The 20,037-nt window shown below is 60.4% G+C and carries 17 protein-coding genes; 14 read left to right on the forward strand and 3 right to left on the reverse strand.

The window, feature by feature from the left end:
• Nucleotides 1–19: 19 nt before the first annotated feature.
• Nucleotides 20–892: a hemin ABC transporter substrate-binding protein gene (locus tag KGA82_RS16550; RefSeq protein WP_223451310.1), complete on the reverse strand. Its 873-nt coding sequence runs from the start codon at nt 890–892 to the stop codon at nt 20–22.
• Nucleotides 893–1,058: 166 nt separating this feature from the next.
• Between KGA82_RS16550 and KGA82_RS16555 the strand changes: the two genes are divergently transcribed.
• Complete coding sequence (locus KGA82_RS16555) at nt 1,059–1,376, forward strand: Rieske (2Fe-2S) protein (protein WP_223451312.1); 318 nt, start codon at nt 1,059–1,061, stop codon at nt 1,374–1,376.
• Here the strand turns inward: KGA82_RS16555 and sfsA are convergent.
• Both sfsA and KGA82_RS16565 read right to left on the reverse strand, forming a co-directional pair.
• Complete coding sequence (gene sfsA / locus KGA82_RS16560) at nt 1,373–2,086, reverse strand: DNA/RNA nuclease SfsA (RefSeq protein ID WP_223451314.1); 714 nt, start codon at nt 2,084–2,086, stop codon at nt 1,373–1,375. The two genes, KGA82_RS16555 and sfsA, sit on opposite strands and share 4 nt — an antisense overlap.
• The gene (locus KGA82_RS16565) at nt 2,086–3,258 is read right to left on the reverse strand and encodes a pyridoxal phosphate-dependent aminotransferase (RefSeq protein ID WP_192227982.1); all 1,173 of its coding nucleotides are present in this window, start codon (nt 3,256–3,258) and stop codon (nt 2,086–2,088) included. The genes sfsA and KGA82_RS16565 overlap by 1 nt, the downstream gene beginning before the upstream one ends.
• A 335-nt stretch (nt 3,259–3,593) precedes the next feature.
• Between KGA82_RS16565 and dksA the strand changes: the two genes are divergently transcribed.
• From dksA to KGA82_RS16630, 13 genes are all read left to right on the forward strand, one after another.
• Nucleotides 3,594–4,034, forward strand: a complete 441-nt coding sequence (dksA, locus tag KGA82_RS16570; protein ID WP_007902025.1) for an RNA polymerase-binding protein DksA — start codon at nt 3,594–3,596, stop codon at nt 4,032–4,034.
• Between the two features lie 204 nt (nt 4,035–4,238).
• Nucleotides 4,239–5,132, forward strand: a complete 894-nt coding sequence (gene gluQRS, locus KGA82_RS16575) for a tRNA glutamyl-Q(34) synthetase GluQRS (protein WP_008036380.1) — start codon at nt 4,239–4,241, stop codon at nt 5,130–5,132.
• A gap of 77 nt (nt 5,133–5,209) precedes the next feature.
• Entirely contained in the window at nt 5,210–5,386 is a 177-nt protein-coding gene (locus KGA82_RS16580; protein WP_003176118.1) for a hypothetical protein, read from the forward strand.
• Nucleotides 5,370–8,324, forward strand: a complete 2,955-nt coding sequence (locus tag KGA82_RS16585) for a sensor histidine kinase (RefSeq protein ID WP_008033180.1) — start codon at nt 5,370–5,372, stop codon at nt 8,322–8,324. The genes KGA82_RS16580 and KGA82_RS16585 overlap by 17 nt, the downstream gene beginning before the upstream one ends.
• Nucleotides 8,325–8,346: 22 nt before the next feature.
• Complete coding sequence (locus KGA82_RS16590; RefSeq protein WP_008036379.1) at nt 8,347–9,783, forward strand: sigma-54-dependent transcriptional regulator; 1,437 nt, start codon at nt 8,347–8,349, stop codon at nt 9,781–9,783.
• Between the two features lie 691 nt (nt 9,784–10,474).
• Nucleotides 10,475–11,875, forward strand: coding sequence for a polynucleotide adenylyltransferase PcnB (locus tag KGA82_RS16595; protein WP_008033187.1), 1,401 nt, complete (start codon nt 10,475–10,477; stop codon nt 11,873–11,875).
• Nucleotides 11,876–11,877: 2 nt separating this feature from the next.
• The gene (folK, locus tag KGA82_RS16600) at nt 11,878–12,357 is read left to right on the forward strand and encodes a 2-amino-4-hydroxy-6-hydroxymethyldihydropteridine diphosphokinase (protein ID WP_223416200.1); all 480 of its coding nucleotides are present in this window, start codon (nt 11,878–11,880) and stop codon (nt 12,355–12,357) included.
• A gap of 369 nt (nt 12,358–12,726) precedes the next feature.
• Nucleotides 12,727–13,527 carry a 3-methyl-2-oxobutanoate hydroxymethyltransferase gene (panB, locus tag KGA82_RS16605; protein ID WP_008033189.1) on the forward strand — a complete coding sequence of 267 codons (801 nt, stop codon included), beginning with the start codon at nt 12,727–12,729 and terminating at the stop codon, nt 13,525–13,527.
• Nucleotides 13,524–14,384, forward strand: coding sequence for a pantoate--beta-alanine ligase (gene panC, locus KGA82_RS16610; protein WP_223451318.1), 861 nt, complete (start codon nt 13,524–13,526; stop codon nt 14,382–14,384). The genes panB and panC overlap by 4 nt, the downstream gene beginning before the upstream one ends.
• 196 nt (nt 14,385–14,580) lie before the next feature.
• Nucleotides 14,581–14,961: an aspartate 1-decarboxylase gene (gene panD / locus KGA82_RS16615; RefSeq protein WP_003228271.1), complete on the forward strand. Its 381-nt coding sequence runs from the start codon at nt 14,581–14,583 to the stop codon at nt 14,959–14,961.
• Nucleotides 14,962–15,181: 220 nt separating this feature from the next.
• The gene (gene pgi, locus KGA82_RS16620; RefSeq protein ID WP_008033191.1) at nt 15,182–16,846 is read left to right on the forward strand and encodes a glucose-6-phosphate isomerase; all 1,665 of its coding nucleotides are present in this window, start codon (nt 15,182–15,184) and stop codon (nt 16,844–16,846) included.
• A gap of 172 nt (nt 16,847–17,018) precedes the next feature.
• Nucleotides 17,019–18,956 carry an acetate--CoA ligase gene (gene acs / locus KGA82_RS16625; RefSeq protein WP_008033192.1) on the forward strand — a complete coding sequence of 646 codons (1,938 nt, stop codon included), beginning with the start codon at nt 17,019–17,021 and terminating at the stop codon, nt 18,954–18,956.
• Nucleotides 18,957–19,135: 179 nt separating this feature from the next.
• Nucleotides 19,136–20,008 carry an oxygenase MpaB family protein gene (locus KGA82_RS16630; RefSeq protein ID WP_008042829.1) on the forward strand — a complete coding sequence of 291 codons (873 nt, stop codon included), beginning with the start codon at nt 19,136–19,138 and terminating at the stop codon, nt 20,006–20,008.
• The last annotated feature ends 29 nt before the right edge of the window (nt 20,009–20,037 follow it).

Here is a 20,037-nt window from a genome sequence, read left to right on the forward strand (position 1 = left end):
CGGGGTTTTACCAGGACGATCATTGAGCAGCAGTGCCGGGATAGAAACCGTCACTGATCTTTTTCAACGCCTCGGGCAATCGCGGGCCAAGCCCACCCACCAGCAGCGTGGGATCGAGTTCCATGACTCGTCCGTCCTTGGCGGCGCGGGTGGAAGACAGAATCGGGTTCTCCTTGAACAGCGCTGCGCGCGCCGCTTCACCGGTCAATGCGCGGTCGGCGAACACCAGCACTTCGGGGTCCAGGCTGATCAAGGATTCATTGGAAAAAGGTTTGTAACCGGTGTGCGTCGCCAGGTTGTGCCCACCGGCCTTCTGGATCAGCCAATCAGCAGCGGTGTCCTTGCCTGCGATAAGAGGCTTGCCGCCCGCATGACCGAGCAGCACCAGCACACCCGGTGAGGGCTGTGTCAGCTGCGCATTGGTGACCCGAACCTTTTGCTGATCGAGCTGCTGTTGATAGCCCTGGAACAGTTGCGCAGCCTTGTCCTCGGCGCCGAGCAATTTGCCCAACTGCTGCAAGTTAGCGTGCAACGTCGGCAGGTCCGGCTGAGCCGAGAACAGTTCGACTTGCACCCCCGCCGTGCGAATCTGCGAAATCACCGGCGGCGGCCCCATTTCTTCGGTGCCGACCAGGATCTGCGGGCGTAAGCTCAAGATGCCCTCCGCCGACAGCTGCCGCTGATAACCGATGCTCGGTAACGCCTTGAGCGATTCCGGGTGCTGGCTGGTGGTGTCGACACCGACCAGTTTCGATTCGCCGCCGAGCGCGCTGACCCACTCCGACAAGGCCCCACCGGCGCTGACCCAGCGTTGTGGCAACTCGGCCGCTGCGGCGTGGTGGCTGACGAGAAGTCCGGCACAGAGCGCAGCAACGCGGGTACTCAGGCGCATAAACAGCTTCCTTTAATGGTTTTCCCAGGCATTGAAGTGACAGGCCAAGTATCCTCGGCATCCGGCACCTGCACCCGACGGGCGAAGCGGCCATTTGATAATTGTTTGCATTTGAACGTCAAGCTCGGACATATCCAGTCACGAGCCGCCGCACTTGAGGATAGACATGAAGTTTCTTTGCGCAGGCGCTGAGCTGGCCGAATCCAGCAGCCGCGGTTTCGAAATCGACGGCGAGAAGCTATTCGCCGTACGCCGGAACGGTCAGGTCTATGTCTATATCAACCGTTGCCCGCACCGTGGCGTCGGGCTGGAATGGACACCCGATCGGTTTCTCGACCCCAGCAACAGCCTGATCCAGTGCGCCACCCACGGCGCACTGTTCCTGATCGAAGACGGCGAGTGCGTCGCCGGCCCATGCGCCGGGCAATCCCTGACCACAGTTGAAAGTCGCGAAGACGCTCAAGGAATCTGGGTCAGCCTCTAACCGTTGAGCAACACCTCCAGACGCCGCTCGACCCGCATTTCCTCGTGGGTCAACCGCACGCCGTAAGCCAGGACTTCAACACCGCACGCCACCGCTTCTCGCAAAGCGGCCGCGTAGGCCGAATCGATTTCCTCAGCAGGACGCACGGCATCGATGCCGGTGAGGTTCACGCAATACAACTGCACCGCGCGAATCCCGTCCCGCGCCAGATGCGCCAGTTCCCGCAAATGCTTGGCACCACGCTGGGTGACCGCATCGGGAAACGCCGCCACCGATGAGCCATCGAAGCCCAACGTGACACTTTTGACTTCCACATACGCCGGCCCGCTTGGGTAATCGAGGCGAAAGTCGATGCGACTGTTCTCCTGCCCGTAGGCCACTTCGCGTTTCAGTTCAGTGAAGCCGTTGAGCTCAATAATGACGCCGCCCCGCAGTGCTTCCTCAATCAAACCGTTGGCTCGCCCGGTGTTCACGCAGAACAACCGTCCTTGAGGGGTTTCGCCGATTTCCCAGGTGCCGGGTAATTTTCGCTTGGGATCATTGGAGCGACTGAACCAGACCTGCCCGCCCTCCACCTGACAATTGAGCATCGAGCCGGTGTTCGGGCAGTGAATGGTCAGCAACTCGCCGTGAACGGTTTCGATATCGGCGAGAAAACGCTTGTAACGTCGGATCAGTCGACCTTCTTCGAGGGGAGGATTGAACTGCATCAGCCTTGCCAGCTCTTCAAGCCGCGAGCGATGCGTTCGACCGCTTCCTGCAAACGCGGAAGGCTTTGGGTGTAGGCAAACCGCACGTGGTGGCCGGCCTGAAAACGCCCGAAGTCGAGGCCCGGCGTAATCGCCACGTGTTCGGTTTCAAGGAAATGCCGACAGAACGCGAAGGCATCGCCGCCGAACTTGCTGATATCGGCATACAAATAGAACGCGCCTTCGGGCTCAACGGCGATGCCGAAACCCAACTCTCGCAGTGCAGGCAGCAGGAAATCCCGGCGCCGACCAAACTCGGCGCGACGCTCTTCAAGAATGGCGATGGTCGCAGGCTCGAAACAGGCCAGTGCGGCATGTTGAGCCATGCTCGGGGCGCTGATGTAGAGGTTCTGTGCGAGTTTTTCCAGTTCGCCGACCGCCGCTTCCGGCGCCACCAGCCAACCGAGTCGCCAGCCGGTCATGCCGAAATACTTTGAAAAACTATTCAGCACGAAGGCGCTGTCATCGACTTCCAGCACGCTGGTGGCATCGGTGCCGTAAGTCAGGCCGTGATAGATCTCGTCCACCACCAGATGGCCATGCCGCGCCTTGATCGCGGTCGACAGGCCCGCCAGCTCATCGCGGGTCAGGAGGGTCCCGGTCGGGTTGGCCGGCGACGCCACCAGCGCGCCGACGCTGTCGTGATCCCAATGACGGTCGATCAAGTCCGGTGTCAGTTGGTAACGCACCTCCGGACCGACAGGAACAAGCTGCGCCGCGCCTTCCACCAACCGCAGGAAATGCCGGTTGCAGGGGTAACCCGGGTCCGCCAGCAGCCAGTGTTTGCCCGGATCCACCAGCAACGCACTGGCCAGCAGCAACGCGCCGGAACCGCCGGGGGTGATGAGGATTCGCCGCGGATCGATGTTCAAACCGTAACGCTGCTGATAGAAGCTGGATATGGCCTCCCGCAGCTCGGGAATGCCACGGGCGGCGGTGTAACGGGTTTTCCCCGCCGTCAGCGCGGCCTGGCCGGCCTGGATGATCGGCTCGGCGGTGGTGAAATCCGGTTCGCCGATTTCCAGGTGGATCACATCGTGGCCGGCAGCTTGCAGTTCATTGGCCCGCGCCAGCAGCGCCATGACATGGAACGGTTCGATCGCGCGACTGCGGGCACTGTAGGACTGAGCCATTAGCCTTCCTTCAACAGGGTAAAAAAACCGATTCTACCCAAGCGCAGGAACGAGCGAGAACCTAAAGCGGTCAGACGCGTTAAGACCTTGGCCACAAACGACCCATGCGAGTGCGCAAGGTTTGACTAAAATCATTAATTGATCAGGTCTCCAGCACCACCGGTCAAGGCTTTGCAATCATTTGCAAGCCCTTCGGGCCACTACCTCGACATCCGGGAGTAGCGCGGCCCGATTTGATCTGGTAAGTTCGCCCGCTTGCAGCCGCAGGGCCGGCAGGTGTCGGTGATGGAGCAATCCTGCGCAGATGGATTACAAGAGTAGAGGCGGTCCATTTCATGCCCACCCAAGCAAAGCAGCAAAATCAGTCGATCAGCGGCTTCGAACCCTACAAAGAAGTTAAGGGCGAGGAGTACATGGGCAAACCCATGCGCGCTCACTTCACCAAGATCCTGAACAAGTGGAAACAGGACTTGATGCAGGAAGTCGACCGCACGGTTGATCACATGAAAGACGAGGCGGCCAACTTCCCTGACCCGGCAGACCGTGCCAGCCAGGAAGAAGAATTCAGCCTTGAATTGCGCGCCCGTGACCGCGAGCGCAAGTTGATCAAGAAGATCGACAAGACGCTGCAATTGATCGAAGACGAAGAATATGGCTGGTGCGAGTCCTGCGGCGTCGAGATCGGCGTCAAGCGACTGGAAGCACGCCCTACCGCCGACATGTGCGTTGACTGTAAGACCCTGGCGGAAATCAAGGAAAAGCAAGTCGGCAAGTAATTGCGACTTGAACGAAGAACGGAGCGTGCGAACGCTCCGTTTTTGTTTCTGATATTTGCTGATGTGTATTGCGTCTTCGGAATCGCCTTCGCGAGCAAGCTTCGCTCCTACAAAGGCCGGCGCAATCTCCTGTAGGAGCGAAGCTTGCTCGCGAAGGCGGCTTCAAGCCATGCTCGAAACGATTGGACAGCCTGAAATCGCCTTATGACCGCCATCGCCCCCGCCTATATCGGACGCTTCGCCCCCACGCCAAGCGGCCATCTGCATTTCGGTTCGCTGGTCGCAGCGCTGGCCTCGTACCTCGACGCGCGCTCGGTGGGCGGGCGCTGGTTGATGCGCATGGAAGACCTTGATCCGCCACGGGAAGAACCCGGTGCCCAAGCGGCCATTCTCAAGGCGCTGGAAAGCTACGGTTTCGAGTGGGACGGCGAAATGGTCCGACAGAGCGACCGGCACGACGCCTACGCCGAAGTGCTCAATCGCCTGTTCAATCACGGCCTGGCCTACGCTTGCACGTGCTCGCGCAAACAACTGGAGCCGTATCACGGCATTTATCCGGGTTTGTGTCGCAATGCGGGCCATGGCACTGAAGATGCCGCCATTCGCTTGCGCGTGCCTGAGCTGGAATACCATTTCATCGACCGCGTGCAGGGCGAGTACCGCCAACACCTGGGGCGGGACGTCGGTGATTTCGTGATCCGCCGCCGCGACGGGCTCTATGCCTATCAACTGGCGGTAGTGCTCGATGATGCCTGGCAAGGCATCACCGACATCGTCCGTGGCGCCGACCTGCTGGACTCCACGCCACGTCAGCTCTATCTGCAGGAACTGCTGGGTTTTTCGCAACCGCGCTATCTGCACATCCCGTTGATTACCCAGCCTGACGGCAACAAGCTCGGCAAGTCCTACCGTTCGCCGCCGCTGACCGAAGACCAGGCAACACCGTTGTTGCTGCGCGCATTGCGCGCACTCGGGCAAAATCCCGGCACAGAACTGGCGTACGCCACACCACGGGAAGTGCTGAACTGGGGCATTGCCCACTGGGACGCGCTGAAGATCCCGCGCACACTCAACCTGCCCGAAGCGCAACTACAGTGATCAGACTTGCAGTGGCGCGCCCATCCGTTACCATCGCCGCACGTTTTCGGGCACGCGCATAAAAAAGAGAGGCCGGGATGTACATCTATCGCTTGGTCCTGCTCCTGGTAGTGGGGATTTACCTGTTTTCCCCGGCCATCATGGATTGGTGGATCGACGCCACTGGCGCCTGGTATCGCCCGTATCTGCTCTGGCTGATTCTGATCGTCGTGACCTTCATCCTGCAGAGCCAAAAAGATGCCGATGAGCTTTAGCCTGACCCAGATGATCCTGATCAGCGCCGCGTACCTGGCAGTGCTGTTCGGCGTCGCCTGGATCAGCGAACGGGGCATGATCCCCCGGGCGATCATTCGCCACCCCCTGACTTACACCCTGTCGCTGGGCGTTTACGCCAGTGCCTGGGCGTTTTACGGCACGGTGGGCCTGGCCTATCAGTACGGCTACGGCTTTCTCTCCAGCTACCTTGGGGTTTCCGGGGCATTTCTGCTGGCGCCGGTGTTGCTGTATCCGATCCTGAAGATCACTCGCACATATCAACTGTCGTCGCTGGCCGACCTGTTCGCGTTCCGCTTTCGCAGCACCTGGGCCGGCGCACTGACCACGATCTTCATGCTGATCGGCGTGCTGCCGTTGCTGGCCTTGCAGATTCAGGCCGTGGCGGACTCCATCGGCATCCTCACCCGCGAACCGGTGCAGCATCGCGTGGCCCTGAGCTTTTGCGCGCTGATTACGCTGTTCACGATTTTCTTCGGCTCGCGCCACATCGCCACCCGCGAGAAACACGAAGGCCTGGTGTTTGCCATTGCCTTCGAGTCGGTGATCAAGCTGATCGCCATTGGCGGCGTTGGTTTGTATGCGCTGTACGGCGTGTTCGACGGCCCGCAACAACTGGAACTGTGGCTGCTGCAAAACCAGACCGCCCTCGCCGCGTTGCACACGCCATTGCAGGAAGGCCCGTGGCGCACGCTGTTGCTGGTGTTCTTCGCCTCGGCGATTGTGATGCCGCACATGTACCACATGACCTTTACCGAAAACCTCAACCCGCGCTCGCTGGTCAGCGCGAGCTGGGGTTTGCCGTTGTTCCTGCTGTTGATGAGCCTGGCGGTGCCGCTGATTCTCTGGGCCGGCCTGAAACTGGGGGCCACGACCAATCCTGAATACTTCACGCTGGGCATCGGTATCGCCGCCAACAGCAAAGCCTTGGCGCTGCTGGCATATGTCGGCGGGCTATCGGCCGCCAGCGGGCTGATCATCGTCACCACCCTGGCCCTGTCCGGGATGGCGCTGAACCACCTGGTGCTGCCGCTCTATCAGCCACCGGCCGAAGGCAACATCTACCGCTGGTTGAAGTGGACACGTCGGGCGCTGATCGTCGCGATCATCATGGCCGGTTACGGTTTCTATCTGCTGCTGGGCGCAGAGCAGGACCTGGCCAACCTCGGCATCGTCGCGTTTGTGGCGACGTTGCAGTTCCTGCCGGGCGTGCTGTCCGTCCTGTACTGGCCGACCGCCAACCGCCGTGGCTTCATCGCCGGTTTGCTGGCAGGGATTCTGGTGTGGCTGGTGACCATGCTGTTGCCGCTGGTCGGCAACCTGCAAGGCTTCTACATTCCGTTGCTGAACATGATCTACGTGCTGGACGACACCAGTTGGCACATGGCCGCAATCGCCTCGTTGGCCGCCAACGTACTGATGTTCACCCTGATTTCGCTGTTCACCAACGCCAGCCCCGAAGAAGCCAGCGCCGCCGAAGCCTGCGCCGTGGACAACGTGCGTCGCCCGCAACGTCGGGAATTGCACGCCGCCTCGCCTCAGGAGTTCGCCACGCAACTGGCCAAACCCTTGGGCGCCAAGGCTGCGCAGAAAGAAGTCGAACAAGCGCTGCGCGATCTCTACCTGCCGTTCGACGAGCGCCGCCCTTACGCCTTGCGCCGCTTGCGCGACCGGATCGAAGCCAACCTCTCCGGCCTGATGGGGCCGAGCGTGGCGCAGGACATGGTCGAGACCTTCCTGCCTTATAAGGCCGGCGGCGAAAACTACGTCACCGAAGACATTCACTTCATCGAAAGCCGCCTCGAGGATTACCACTCGCGCCTGACCGGTCTGGCTGCTGAACTCGATGCCCTGCGCCGCTACCACCGCCAGACCCTGCAGGAATTGCCGATGGGCGTTTGCTCGCTGGCCAAGGATCAGGAAATCCTCATGTGGAACAAAGCCATGGAGGAGCTGACCGGAATCGCCGCGCAGCGCGTGGTCGGTTCGCGCCTGAGCACCATCGCCGATCCGTGGAAAGAGCTGCTGCAAGGCTTCATCAATCTGCCGGACGAGCATTTGCACAAGCAACATCTGGCCCTTGATGGCCAGACCCGCTGGCTGAACCTGCACAAAGCGGCGATCGATGAACCGCTCGCGCCGGGTAACAGTGGTTTGGTGTTGCTGGTGGAAGACCTCACCGAAACGCAGATGCTCGAAGACAAACTGGTGCACTCCGAGCGCCTGGCCAGTATCGGCCGCCTCGCTGCGGGCGTAGCCCATGAAATCGGCAACCCGATCACCGGCATCGCTTGCCTGGCGCAGAACCTGCGCGAAGAACGCGAAGACGATGGCGAGCTGAAGGAAATCAGCGGGCAGATTCTGGAACAGACCAAACGCGTATCGCGCATCGTCCAGTCGCTGATGAGTTTCGCCCACGCGGGCAGTCATCAGCACAACGACGAGCCCGTCTGTCTGGCCGAAGTGGCCCAGGACGCCATTGGCTTGCTGGCCCTGAACCGACGCAATTTCGAAGTGCAGTTCTACAACCTGTGCGACCCCGATCACTGGGTCGAAGGCGATCCGCAGCGACTCGCCCAGGTACTGATCAACCTGCTCTCAAACGCCCGTGACGCCTCGCCTCCCGGCAGCGCGGTGCGGGTAAAAAGCGAAGCCGGCGAACACACGGTCGACCTGATCGTGGAAGACGAAGGCAGCGGTATTCCATCGAGCATCATGGATAGATTGTTCGAACCTTTCTTCACCACCAAGGATCCTGGCGAAGGCACCGGTCTGGGCCTTGCACTGGTCTATTCCATCGTTGAAGAGCATTATGGACAAATCACCATCGACAGCCCGGCTGATGTTCAAAGCCAACGCGGCACCCGTATCCGGGTGACCTTGCCGCGTCATGTCGAAGCGACGTCCGCTGTGAACTGAGACCGTCGAGAGTATCGAATCAATGCCGCACATTTTGATCGTCGAAGACGAAACAATTATCCGCTCCGCCTTGCGCCGCCTGCTGGAACGTAACCAGTACCAGGTCAGCGAAGCCGGTTCAGTGCAGGAAGCACAAGAACGCTTCACCATTCCCACGTTCGACCTGATCGTCAGCGACCTGCGTTTGCCTGGCGCGCCGGGCACCGAGTTGATCAAACTCGGCCAGGGCACGCCGGTGCTGATCATGACCAGCTACGCCAGCCTGCGTTCGGCGGTCGACTCCATGAAGATGGGCGCGGTGGATTACATCGCCAAGCCTTTCGACCACGACGAAATGCTCCAGGCCGTCGCACGCATCCTGCGTGACCGGCAATCGGTACAGGCCAGCGGTGAACCTGCCGTCGGCAAAGCCGGCAATGGCGCGGCGAAACCGGGTGTCGACAACAGCAACGGCGAAATCGGCATCATCGGTTCGTGCCCGCCGATGCAGGATCTGTACAGCAAGATCCGCAAAGTCGCGCCGACCGACTCCAATGTCCTGATCCAGGGCGAGTCCGGCACCGGTAAAGAACTGGTGGCCCGCGCCCTGCACAACCTGTCCAGGCGCGCCAAGGCACCGATGATTTCGGTGAACTGCGCGGCGATTCCGGAAAGCCTGATCGAGTCCGAACTGTTCGGCCACGAAAAAGGCGCGTTCACCGGTGCCAGCGCCGGGCGTGCAGGCCTGGTGGAAGCGGCTGATGGCGGCACCTTGTTCCTCGACGAAATCGGCGAACTGCCACTGGAAGCCCAGGCCCGCTTGCTGCGCGTGTTGCAGGAAGGCGAAATTCGCCGGGTCGGTTCGGTCCAGTCACAGAAAGTCGATGTGCGCTTGATCGCCGCGACTCACCGGGACCTCAAGAGCCTCGCGAAGATCGGCCAGTTCCGTGAAGACTTGTATTACCGCCTCCACGTGATCGCCCTGAAACTGCCGGCCCTGCGTGAGCGCGGTGCCGACGTCAACGAAATCGCCAATGCCTTCCTGGCGCGGCAGAGCGCGCGGGTCAACCGCACCGATCTGAAGTTCGCCGCAGACGCCGAGCAGGCAATTCGTCATTACTCCTGGCCGGGCAACGTGCGCGAACTGGAAAACGCGGTCGAACGCGCGGTCATCCTGTGCGAGAGCCCGGAAATTTCCGCCGAGCTGCTGGGCATCGACATCGAGCTGAGCGACCTGGAAGACGACGAGTTCATCGGCCTGCCTCCGCAACAGGGCAACGGCGCCGGCAACAACAATCATGAGCCGACCGAAGACCTGTCACTGGAAGACTACTTCCAGCACTTCGTCCTCGAACATCAGGACCACATGACCGAAACCGAGCTGGCACGCAAACTGGGCGTCAGCCGTAAATGCCTGTGGGAACGCCGCCAACGCCTGGGCATTCCGCGGCGCAAGACCGGGGTGGCCAGCGAGAGCTGAGCGGGTAACACATGATTGTGTGAAGAAACTGTTACCCCAGTTTTTTCACGTAACAGAAACCGGGGCTTACGGTAACGAAGCCCCGGTTTTTTTTGGCCTCGAAAAAGCCCATCAAGTGACGTAACCCCTTGTTTTGCTAGGCTTCGCAAAAGTTGGCACGCACCCTGCTATATGTTTGGTACAAGAACAATAACAAGCAATGTACAAGACAATAAAAATAAGACGTATCGACTCACGCACAATAAAAACAAGACGGCATGAGGCGTAGCTAACTGATTCTTTTGGAGAGGCGTTGTATTTGGGGCTTGCCCCACGACCAGGCCGAGAACAACAAAAAACTGTCTTGAGACAGAGCCTGAACTGGTTGGATCGCAAGATCACTGCAGCACAGCGACCAAAGCAATCCGTTTGCTCTTGGCTCCCGATTGGGAGGGTCATGAAGGAAAACTTCATGACGCGGGCACTCAACAAAAACAAGAAGCCCGAAACCAATAACAAAAATAGAACATGCAACTACTTCTTGGGGAGCTTCGGCTCCCCTTGTAGTTTCTGGCGTTTACGCCCGTGCCAGACACGCCCTTCAAGCGCTTGCGCAGCTTCCTACACCATCCCCCGACTAAATGCTAGAATCCCCGCCCATCATGCGGTCATTCTTCGTTTTGGCCGAACATTCCTTCAAACAGTGCATCCCATGCTGAAGAAGCTGTTCCAGTCATTCCGTTCTCCCAAGCGTCATACGCAACACATCCGCAGCACGCCTGAAGTGCTTAACAGCGGCCAACACTCGCTGCAAAAGGCACAATTCAGCCGTTACGCGGTGAATATCGTCGAACGCCTGCAGAACGCCGGTTACCAGGCTTACCTGGTCGGCGGTTGTGTGCGTGACATGATGCTCGGCATCACACCGAAAGACTTTGACGTCGCCACCAGTGCCACCCCTGAACAGGTGCGCGCCGAATTCCGCAATGCGCGGATCATCGGCCGCCGCTTCAAACTGGTGCACATCCACTTTGGCCGCGAAATCATTGAAGTCGCGACCTTCCGCGCCAATCACCCGCAAAACGATGAAGAGGAAGACAGCAACCAGTCTTCCCGCAACGAGAGCGGGCGCATTCTGCGCGATAACGTCTACGGCACGCTGGAAGAAGACGCGCAACGCCGCGACTTCACCATCAACGCCCTGTATTACGATCCGGTCAGCGAGCGCATCCTCGACTACGCCAACGGCGTACACGACATCCGCAACCACCTGATCCGCCTGATCGGCGATCCGAAACAACGCTACCAGGAAGACCCGGTGCGGATGCTGCGCGCCGTGCGTTTCGCCGCCAAGCTGAATTTCGGCATCGAAAAACACAGCGCCCTGCCGATCCGCGACCTGGCACCGATGCTGCGCGAGATCCCGTCGGCCCGTCTGTTCGAAGAAGTGCTCAAGCTGTTCCTCTCCGGCCACGCCGCGGACACCTTCGAGATGCTGGTCGACCTGCAGCTGTTCGATCCGCTGTTCCCGGCCAGTGCCGAGGCGCTGGAATACAACCCGACGTACACCCACACCCTGATCAGCGAAGCGCTGATCAACACCGACCTGCGCATCAAGCAGAACAAACCGGTGACCCCGGCATTCCTGTTTGCAGCCCTGTTGTGGCCTGCCCTGCCCGCCCGCGTGCTGCGCTTGCAGGAACGTGGCATGCCGCCGATTCCGGCGATGCAGGAAGCGGCGCACGAGCTGATTGCCGAACAGTGCCAGCGGATCGCGATTCCAAAACGCTTCACCATGCCGATCCGCGAGATCTGGGACATGCAGGAACGCCTGCCGCGCCGCAGCGGCAAACGCGCCGACCTGTTGCTGGACAACCCGCGCTTCCGCGCCGGTTACGACTTTTTGCTGCTGCGCGAAAGCGCTGGCGAACAGACCGATGGCCTGGGCGAATGGTGGACGGATTATCAGGACGCCAACGACAGCGAACGTCGTGACATGATCCGCGACCTCAGCGGCAAGGAAGACGGCACTGGCGCGCCACGCAAACGTCGCCGCAGCGGCGGTGCCAAGCGCAAACGTGCAGCCGGCGCACCGAGCACCACGGGCGAGTAAGCATGGAACGCATCTACATCGGCATGGGCAGCAACCTGGCTGACCCCGCCGAACAATTGCGCAGCGCCGTCGAAGCGCTGGCGCGGTTGCCGCAGACCGAACTGGTCGGGGTTTCCGGGTTTTATCAGAGCGACTCGCTGCTGCCTGGCCAACCGCGTTACACCAACGCGGTGGCCGCCCTCGACAGCACGCTTGCCCCGCTGGAGCTGCTCGATGCGCTGCAAGCCATCGAGAACGGACAGGGCCGCGAACGTCTTGAGCGCTGGGGACCACGCACGCTTGATCTCGACATCGTGCTGTTCGGTGATCGGCTGATCGACGAGCCACGCCTCAAGGTACCTCACTACCATATGCAGGAACGCGCGTTCGTTCTGTACCCGTTGGCCGAGTTGGCGCCAGTGGATTTGCGGTTGGCCGATGGCCGTACCTTGGCCGAACTGCTTCAGGCCTGCCCGTTCGTCGGGTTGGAACGCTTGCCCTGACCTCCGCCATCCCCCTGTAGGAGCGAAGCTTGCTCGCGAAAGCGGTGTGACAGTCGACATAAATATTGAATGTCACACCGCTTTCGCGAGCAAGCTTCGCTCCTACAAAATCTAATGCCCCGCTAGATTGCGGCTGCTGAATCGCATCAGTTACTTCGGTAACACCCCACGCGTAACAATGCGGTAACACACGCAATTGACTTCCCGAGTTCTCCTCACGACTATAGGCGTCCCGCTGCCGCCAACACGGCGTTAAAGGGCGCAATCCAGGCCTTAAAAGCACGACAACAGACCGTGCGCCTGTATTTAACGAAGAATCACGCGCGTTACTCGCAGTAGTTTCCACAGCGCCTGAATGAGGAACTTTTCATGCCAGCCATCACCCTGACCACTCTGCAAGGTCTCAAGCAAAAAGGTGAAAAAATCACCATGCTGACCTGCTATGACGCGACCTTCGCCCACGCCTGCAATGAAGCCGGCGTCGAAGTGCTGCTGGTGGGCGACTCCCTCGGCATGGTTCTGCAAGGTCACGACAGCACCCTGCCGGTGACCACCGCCGAGATGGCTTACCACGTCGCCGCCGTCAAACGCGGTAACACCGACGCGTTTATCCTCGCCGACCTGCCCTTCATGGCCTACGCCACTATCGAACAAACCATGACCAACAGCGCCCAGTTAATGCAGGCCGGTGCACACATGGTCAAGGTCGAAGGTGCGCTGTGGCTCGCGGACTCGATCCGTCTGCTGGCCGAGCGCGGCATCCCGGTGTGCGCGCACATGGGCCTGACGCCGCAATCGGTGAACATTCTGGGCGGTTACAAAGTCCAGGGCCGTAGCGAGAACCAGGCACGGCAGATGCGCGCCGACGCCATCGCCCTGGAACAGGCCGGTGCCGCCATGCTGCTGCTCGAATGCGTGCCGAGTGAACTGGCTCAGGAAATTACCCAGGCAGTGGGGATTCCGGTGATCGGCATCGGTGCCGGCAGCGGTACCGACGGCCAGGTCCTGGTGCTGCACGACATGCTTGGCCTGTCGATCACTGGCCGAGTGCCAAAGTTCGTGAAGAACTTCATGAACGGCCAAACCAGCATTCACGCGGCCCTGAGCGCTTATGTCACTGAAGTCAAAGCGGCGACTTTCCCTGGTATCGAACACGGATTCTCTGCATGAACACCGTAAAAACCGTACGCGAATTGCGGGCCGCCGTGGCCCGCGCCCGCAGTGAAGGCAAGCGCATCGCCTTCGTACCGACCATGGGCAACCTGCACAGCGGTCATATCGCGCTGATTACCAAGGCCTCCCAGCGGGCGGACTTCGTGGTCGCGAGTATTTTCGTCAACCCGCTGCAATTCGGCGCCGGCGAAGACCTCGACAAGTACCCGCGCACCCTGGCAGCGGATCAGGAACAACTGCTCGAGGCCGGTTGCCACTTGTTGTTCGCACCCGCCGTAGAAGAAATGTACCCCGACGGCATGACCGGCCAGACCCGCGTCAGCGTTCCACAACTGTCCGAAGGCCTGTGCGGCGCCAGCCGTCCGGGGCATTTCGAAGGCGTGGCGACGGTGGTCAGCAAACTGTTCAACATGGTTCAGCCGGACCTGGCGATCTTTGGCCAGAAAGATTTCCAGCAACTGGCCGTGATTCGCGCGCTGGTGCATGACCTGAACATGCCGATCCAGATCATCGGCGAGCCGACGGTCCGTGCGGCCGATGGGCTGGCATTGTCATCGCGCAACGGCTTTCTCAGTGAAGAACAGCGGGCCGTGGCGCCGGTTGTGTATCGCACGCTGACCTCGATTGCTGATGCCATTAAACAGGGTGAGCGCGATTATCCGGCGTTGATCGCCGCACAGACCAAACAGCTTGAAGCTGCGGGTTTGCGTACCGAATACCTGGAAATCCGCCATGCGCTGACCTTGCGCCCGGCGACGGCGGAAGATCGGGACCTGGTGATTCTGGTGGCAGCGTTCCTCGGCACCACGCGGTTGATCGACAACCTGCACCTGAACCTCGACGCACCCGTCTGAACACCACAACCCCTCTGTAGGAGCGAAGCTTGCTCGCGAAAGCATCGCGTCATTCGACATCTGCATCGACTGACACGGCGCCTTCGCGAGCAAGCTTCGCTCCTACAGGGAGTTGCGTTGCCTCGCCGCTGTATTGCTGCCCACAATCGCTTCGGGCAAACTGCCCGCCGTTCGATTCCGACCTGGGAAAACACTCATGCACGCCATCATGCTCAAGGCCAAGCTGCATCGCGCCGAAGTCACCCACGCAGTACTCGATTACGAAGGTTCTTGCGCCATCGACGGCGAATGGCTGGACTTGTCCGGCATCCGCGAATACGAACAGATCCAGATCTACAACGTCGACAACGGCGAACGCTTCACCACCTACGCCATTCGTGGCGAAGAAGGCTCGCGCATGATCTCGGTCAATGGCGCCGCCGCCCACAAGGCCAAGGTCGGTGACCGTGTGATCATCTGTGCTTACGCTCACTACAGCGAAGCCGAGCTGCTCAACTTCAAGCCGCGCATGCTCTACATGGCACCGGGTAACGAGCTGAGCCACACCAGCAATGCCATTCCGGTTCAGGTCGCCTGACCGAACCTTCTCTTCCGTTTGTCGGACCGTTCCCTGCTTCATGTACAAAAAAGTACCGGGAACGGGTCAGACAAAGTCAAGACAGATCGCAGCGCGAGGTTTACTGTATTCGCCCTGTGCCATGAAATCGTGTCGACGCAGTTGACCGGACGCCCACCCACGGCGCTCCGGGATTTTTAGTGTTCAAAAGGCCGTTCAAGTAAAAAGGAAACCCGCAGCGATGGCGTACTACCGCACTCCTCAAGACGTGACCGCTCTGCCCGCCTGGCAGGCGCTGAATGACCACCGCCAAGCCATGCAGGATTTCAGCATGCGCGAAGCCTTCAATGCCGATCCGCAGCGCTTTACCCAATTCACCCTCAGCAGCTGCGGCCTGTTTCTCGACTACTCGAAGAACCTGATCAACGCCGAGACCCGCAATCTGCTGGTGGGCCTGGCCAATGAAGTTGACCTCAAAGGCGCGATCAAGGCGCTGTTCGAAGGCGAAATCGTCAACTCTTCCGAAGGACGCCCGGCCCTGCACACCGCGCTGCGCCGCCCAGTGGGCGAGAAGCTGTCGGTCAACGGCGTCAACGTGATGCCCGAAGTACACAAGGTCTTGAACAAGATCACCGACCTCGTGGGCCGTATCCACGACGGTCTGTGGCGCGGTTACACCGAGAAGCCGATCACCGACGTGGTGAACATCGGCATCGGTGGCTCGTTCCTCGGCCCAGAGCTGGTATCCGAAGCCCTGCTGTCCTACGCCCAGAAAGGCGTGCGCTGCCATTACCTGGCGAACATCGACGGCACCGAGCTTCATGAACTGACCATGAAGCTGCGCGCCGAGACCACGCTGTTTATCGTTTCGTCGAAGTCTTTCAACACCCTCGAAACCCTGAAAAACGCCCAGGCCGCTCGCGCCTGGTACCTGGCTCAGGGTGGTTCGGAAGCCGAGCTGTATCGTCACTTCATCGCGGTCTCGAGCAACAATGCCGCCGCCGTGGCGTTCGGTATCCGCGAAGAAAACATCTTCCCGATGTGGGATTGGGTTGGCGGCCGTTATTCGCTGTGGTCGGCCATCGGTTTGCCGATTGCCCTGGCCATCGGCATGTCGAACTTCAAGGAACTGCTGTCCGGTGCCTACACCATGGACCAGCATTTCCAAAGCGCGCCATTCGAACAGAACATGCCGGTGCTGCTGGCGTTGCTCGGTGTCTGGTACGGCAACTTCTGGGGCGCGCAAAGCCACGCGATCCTGCCGTACGACCACTACCTGCGCAACATCACCAAACACTTGCAACAGCTGGACATGGAATCCAACGGCAAGAGCGTGCGCCAGGACGGCACACCGGTGTCCACTGATACCGGTCCGGTGATCTGGGGTGGCGTGGGCTGCAACGGTCAGCACGCGTATCACCAGTTGCTGCACCAAGGCACCCAATTGATCCCGGCCGACTTCATTGTGCCGATCGTCAGCTTCAACCCGGTGTCCGATCACCACCAGTGGCTGTACGCCAACTGCTTGTCGCAAAGCCAGGCACTGATGCTCGGCAAGACCCGCGCCGAGGCCGAATCCGAGCTGCGTGACAAAGGCATGGCCGAAGCCGACGTGCAGAAGCTCGCACCGCACAAGGTGATCCCGGGCAACCGTCCGAGCAACACCCTGGTGGTCGAACGCATCAGCCCGCGTCGTCTCGGCGCACTGGTGGCGATGTACGAACACAAAGTCTTCGTGCAAAGCGTGATCTGGGGCATCAACGCCTTCGACCAGTGGGGCGTGGAGCTGGGCAAAGAGCTGGGCAAAGGCGTCTACAACCGTCTGGTCGGCAGCGAAGAAACCCCGGCTGACGATGCTTCCACCCAAGGGCTGATCAACTATTTCCGCGGTCGTCACCGCGGTTAATCTGACGCCACTCCTACAGACGGTACTAACCTTGTAGGAGCCGGCTTGCTGGCGATAGCGGTGTGTCATTCAACATTTTTGTCGACTGATACGCCGCTATCGCCAGCAAGCCGGCTCCTACGAGGGTCGCGTAGCTCCCCTCTTGTCGCAAAAACAAGAAGAAGGAACCGTCATGTTCGATATCAGCACGTTCCCCAAAGCCGATGCCGTCCGCCGGGCCGCACACCTCAGTCAAGACGACTACAAGCGCCTGTACCGTCAATCCATCGAGCACCCCAGTGAATTCTGGGCTGAACAGGCCACACGCTTCCTCGACTGGAGCACACCGTGGAAAACCGTCCAGCGCTATGACCTGAAAACCGGCGAAGCCAGCTGGTTTGCCGGCGGAAAATTAAACGTCAGCTACAACTGCATCGACCGCCACCTGGAAAAACGCGGCGATCAGATCGCAATCCTCTGGGAAGGCGATGACCCCGCCGAATCGGCCCAGATCACTTACAAAAAACTGCATCACAACGTCTGCCGCCTGGCCAATGTGCTCAAAAGCCGTGGCGTGAAGAAAGGCGACCGCGTATGCATTTACATGCCGATGATCCCCGAAGCCGCCTACGCCATGCTCGCCTGCACACGAATCGGTGCGGTGCATTCGGTGGTGTTTGGCGGTTTCTCTCCGGACTCGGTGCGCGACCGTATTCTCGATGCCGACTGCCGCACAGTGATCACCGCCGATGAAGGCGTGCGCGGTGGCAAATTCGTACAGCTCAAGCAGAAAGTCGACCAGGCGCTGAAAAGTTGCCCGAACGTCAGCACCGTGATCGTGGTCGAGCGCACCCAGGGCGATGTCGACTGGGTCGAAGGCCGCGACCTCTGGTATCACCAGGCCCTGCGCGACGTCGACGACAATTGCCCGCCGGAACCCATGGACGCCGAAGACCCGCTGTTCATCCTCTACACCTCCGGCAGCACCGGCAAACCCAAAGGCGTGTTGCACACCACCGGCGGTTACCTGTTGCAAGCAGCGATGACCTTCAAATACGTGCTCGACTACCGCGACAACGAAGTCTTCTGGTGCACCGCCGATGTCGGCTGGGTCACCGGCCACAGTTACATCGTCTACGGCCCGCTGGCCAACGGCGCGACCACGCTGATCTTCGAGGGTGTGCCGAGCTACCCGAGCAGCTCGCGCTTCTGGCAGGTGATCGACAAGCACCACGTGAACATCTTCTACACCGCCCCCACCGCCCTGCGCTCGCTGATGCGCGAAGGCCCCGAACCGCTGAAGGAAACGTCCCGCGCGAGCCTCAGATTACTCGGCAGCGTCGGTGAGCCGATCAACCCGGAAGCGTGGGATTGGTATTTCAACGTCGTCGGCGAACAGCGTTGCCCGATCGTTGACACCTGGTGGCAGACCGAAACCGGCGGCATCATGCTCAGCCCGCTGGTGAGCGCGCAGCGGATCAAACCCGGCTGCGCCACGCAACCGATGTTCGGTGTGCAGCCGGTGTTGCTCGACGAAGTGGGCAAGGAAATCAAAGGCGCCGGCAGCGGCGTGCTGGCGATCAAATCCAGCTGGCCGGCGCAGATCCGCAGTGTCTACGGCGATCCGCAACGGATGGTCGACACCTATTTCAAACCGTATCCCGGCTACTATTTCACCGGCGACGGCGCGCGGCGCGACGAGGACGGCGACTACTGGATCACCGGGCGCATTGACGATGTGATCAACGTTTCCGGCCACCGCATCGGCACCGCCGAAGTGGAAAGCGCCCTGGTGCTGCACGACAGCATCGCCGAAGCAGCGGTGGTCGGTTACCCTCACGACGTCAAAGGCCAAGGCATCTATGCCTTTGTCACGCCCATGAACGGCACCGATCCCACCGATGAACTGAAGAAGGAACTGCTGGCCCACGTCAGCAAGGAAATCGGCAGCTTTGCCAAGCCGGACCTGATCCAGTGGGCCCCGGCCTTGCCGAAAACCCGTTCGGGCAAGATCATGCGACGGATTCTGCGCAAGATCGCCTGTAATGAGCTGGACAGCCTGGGCGACACCTCGACGTTGGCCGACCCTAGCGTGGTTCAGGATCTGGTGGATAAACGCTTGAACCAATAACGTGTGCACGCCTTGCCCTTGTAGGAGCCGGCTTGCTGCGGGCGGCGTTCCGACGATTGCGGCGTATCAATCGACAAAAATGTTGAATGACACACCGCTATCGTCGGAACGCCGCCCGCAGCAAGCCGGCTCCTACAGGGGAAGATTGGCGCTCCCCTTTTTTTCAGCAATGAGTCGCCATGGAATTCATCCGCAGCCGCATCGAAACCCAGGTCATGAGCCTCACCGGCCTGTCCCTCGGCAAGCTCGACCTGGAAAACCCCAAGGGTGATCCCGGCCTGTTCGGCCCTGATTCGGTCAGTTGGCAAGTCCACGGCGACTTCAGCAGCATGCTCATCGGCGGCATCAGCGCGTTGATGCTGCAAGCCCTGCACCCCTTGGCGCTGGCCGGGGTCTGGGACCATTCGAATTTTCGCGAGGACATGCTCGGTCGCCTTCGCCGCACCGGGCAGTTCATTTCCGGCACCACCTTCGGCTCGCGCAAAGATGCCGACTGGCTGATCGAGAAAGTCCGCACCATCCACCTGCAAGTGACCGGCACCGCGCCGGATGGCCGGCCTTACGCCGCCAGTGATCCCGACTTGTTGACCTGGGTGCACGTGGCCGAAGTCAGCAACTTCCTCGCGGCGCATTTGCGTTATCGCAACCCACACCTTTCGCTGGCCGATCAGGACCGTTACTACGATGAAATCGCCTTGGTCGCCGAGCGCCTGGGCGCACGTGACGTACCGCGTTCGCGACAGGAAACGGCCGAATACCTTGAGCGCATTCGTCCGCAATTGCTGTGCGACGAACGCAGTCGCGAAGTGTTGCGACTGTTGTTGAACGCACCCTCCCCGAGCCGTCTGGCCAAGCCGTTCGGTGGGTTGATGATGCAGGCAGGCATTGATCTGCTGCCGGATTGGGCCAGCGACATGCTCGGCGTGCGCCAAAGTGCCCTGCAACGCAAACTGATCCGCGCCAGCGTCAACCGCAGCGCACCGATGCTGCGCTGGGCCGTGCGTAACGGCTCGGTGCATAGGGCGAAGCGACGGATGGGACTGCCGACCTAATCCCCTTGTAGGAGCGAGGCTTGCCCGCG

Origin of the sequence: Pseudomonas sp. BF-RE-22 (genome assembly GCF_019956155.1) — a bacterium.
Classification (GTDB): domain Bacteria; phylum Pseudomonadota; class Gammaproteobacteria; order Pseudomonadales; family Pseudomonadaceae; genus Aquipseudomonas; species Aquipseudomonas migulae.